This is a genomic window from Micromonospora sp. SL1-18 (assembly GCF_047921505.1).
Classification (GTDB): Bacteria; Actinomycetota; Actinomycetes; order Mycobacteriales; family Micromonosporaceae; genus Micromonospora.
In genome coordinates this window covers 1-1,833 of record NZ_JBLROA010000166.1, presented here as the reverse complement: position 1 = coordinate 1,833, position 1,833 = coordinate 1, and the positions used below count along the sequence as shown (strand labels likewise).

The following is a 1,833-nucleotide window of genomic DNA, read 5'->3' as shown; positions in this document are numbered from 1 at the left end:
AAGACCGCAGCGGACAAGGTGACGCCGGCCTTTGTTGGTCGGGAGGGTTCGCTCGCCGCGATGGCGGCCAGCCGGGCCAGAGCGCGTCCGGCTTGCGCCCGGGTCAACTCTGCCGCAGATGCCACCTGGTCCACATCGCCGCGCGGATTGCGGACGACGGCGACGTACGTCGCGCTCTCAACTGCGGTGAGCCCAACCGCTTCGAACACATTGCCTCCAGGTCCTGCGCAGCGGATCAGTGGCGGGATCTCGCCGCGTGGCAAGTTCTCGTCAGCTGGCAATCGTTCACCAACCGGGCGGGAACTGCGAAGGTGGCGGGCGTCAATGGAAAAGGAGAGCAAGATGCCCCCATCTTGGAAGGTGCGGCACTGGTCACCGGCCGGCAGTGCGACGGCCTTGTCCAGAGCGAGGCGGTAGGTGTTCAGCTGCTGCGGCGTGATCGCCGTCGCCTTGTTGCCACCAAGGTAGGTGCGCCCATTGGCAGGCCCATCTCTCCACAGTGTCTTCTCATTGAAGTGGAGGCGGTCTCGGCCGGGGTTGCCGAATGCCATCAGCCCTGTGGTGCCGTTGCCCTGCACCAGCGCCTGGTTCTCCCAGTCGAACACCGGAGCGGTGTACCGCACACGCAAGGGATTGCCGTTGGAGCTCGCGAGCTGCGCGGTCGCCGCCGTCTGGCTCATGGGCGCTCCAAGAGCGCCAGGTGCGGTGATGGCTGAACCAAGCAATGGCAACACCAGCACCGCTGTGAGAGCAGGGACAAGTTTACTTCTGATGATCATGTTGGCCTCTATCAGGGTGGCGATCAGGGGATGACCGACGCGTGGGGCCCTGCGTGGCGGAAGCGATGACGCCCTGCGTTGAGGGGACGCCCGACCAGTTCGAGCCCGCACCGGCAATGCGGCGTGACAACTGCTCTGCTCCTTGGGTGGTCTCGGCGATGAGCAACTAGGAGTAGCGGCAGATAGATCGGATGTATCGCTGGTCCGGCGAGGAGGCGTTGGCGCCCCGGAATCTGGACCTACCTCTGGAGTATGGACGAGCGGTCAGAAGGCGTCAATGAATCCACAGGTGCGCGCAGGCAAGAGATCCGATGTCTCTGAGTTTTGGTCGACTGACCGGCTGACCCAAGTGGTTGAGTCGGCCTGGGGCGCGGCGTCGGGATTGCTCCCGGTCCGTTTCCCCAGGCCGCTCGCCGAACCCGCCGTGCCGGTCTCCCGGCACGGGCTCTCCACGATTTCTGCCATCAGGCGTGGTTGGATGTTGCCCAGGGGTTGGGGATCTTGTTGCCGCGATACCGGTACTGCGCCGCCCGAGCCGCTGGCGCTGTACGTAGCCGACGAGGTGGTCGCCACGATCTCGCCACAGGACCACGCGGACGTCCGAGCCATCCTCGATACAGGACTTGATCTGACTCTAGAACTCGACGACTCGGCGGACCCGCCAGTTCTGCGCCTGAGCATGCCGCTCGACGACGGTGCCGTGTAGGAAGAACACGCAGCATCTCCCGGGGCCAGCTCCTGCTCCTCAAGCTCCGCCGCAGCGAAGCGAAACACGTCGTAGCAAGCGAGCTTGCGGTCTCATTTGCCGCGCGTCGTCGCTGCGTCCACAGAGGGACTTGGCCGGTAGCCAGGAATCCGAAGAACAGCTCGGCTTTCAGTGGCCACCGAACCGAACGCAGAACGCACGTCGGTTCTTGCTGATCCAGCTGGAACGACTGCGGGACCGAGTGCCTGGAACGACCGACCCATCGGCTGGACGGCATTGGATTGCACGGTTAGACAGATCGGCTTGCCCCACCAACGGTGGGACAGGCCGATCCGAATACCTGGATGT

1 protein-coding gene is annotated in these 1,833 nt (G+C 64.4%); it reads right to left on the bottom strand.

Features of this window, described 5'->3' with window-relative positions; translation table 11 throughout:
- Positions 1-680: glycoside hydrolase N-terminal domain-containing protein (locus ACNAW0_RS30315; RefSeq protein ID WP_416291467.1), on the bottom strand; the 680-nt coding region annotated here is incomplete at its 3' end.
- Positions 681-1,833: the final 1,153 nt, after the last annotated feature.